Origin of the sequence: Pseudomonas sp. SF2, from assembly GCF_036858055.1 — a bacterium.
GTDB lineage: Bacteria > Pseudomonadota > Gammaproteobacteria > Pseudomonadales > Pseudomonadaceae > Aquipseudomonas.
This window is the reverse complement of the sequence record NZ_JAMBDI010000088.1, coordinates 1-677: the sequence shown is the minus strand read 5'-3', so window position 1 is coordinate 677 and position 677 is coordinate 1. Positions and strand designations below refer to the sequence as shown.

The 677-nt window shown below is 60.1% G+C and carries 1 protein-coding gene; it reads right to left on the bottom strand.

The features are described 5' to 3' along the window. Positions 1 to 620, bottom strand: a 620-nt coding sequence (locus M2S36_RS24965) for a hydrolase (protein ID WP_333958025.1), incomplete at its 3' end; no start/stop codon positions are given. Positions 621 to 677 lie beyond the last annotated feature (57 nt).

Here is a 677-nt window from a genome sequence, read left to right as displayed (position 1 = left end):
TTGTGCACCATGGTGTAGGCGTAATCAACGCCCATGCCGTAGGCACCGCTGTGTTCCACGACCAGGTCCATGACCGCCTGGTAGGTGTCCTTGTGTGCCCAGTCACGCTGGTACTCCAGCAGAACCTGCTGCCAGGTCACCGGAATCGCACCGGCCTGAATCATGCGCTGCACCGACATGTCGTGTGCTTCCTGAGTGGTGCCACCCGAGGCGTCGGTGACGATGTACACCTCGTAGCCGGCTTCCATGGCTTCCAGAGCCGGGAAGGTCAGGCAGACCTCGGTCCACAGCGCGGCCATGACCAGCTTCTTGCGGCCGGTGGCCTTCACGGCTTCAACCAGCTTGGCGTCTTCCCAGCTGTTCATCGAGGTGCGCTCGATCGGCTTGGCGCCCGGGTTCACTGCCAGCAGTTCGGGCCAGATGTAGCCGCTGAAGCTTTCGGTTTCGACCGAGGTGTAGATGGTCGGCACGTTGAAGATCCTGGCGGCCTTGGCCAGGCCAACGGTGTTGTTCTTCAGGGTCTGACGGTCGATCGACTGGACACCGAAAGCCATCTGCGGCTGGTGGTCGATCAGGATCAGAGTGGAGTTGGTTGGGTTCAGCAGTTCGCGTTTGGACATGGTCGTGATCTCTTCAGAATGGTTGAAAGCCATGGGTTTTAAATGGGTCACCGCGCT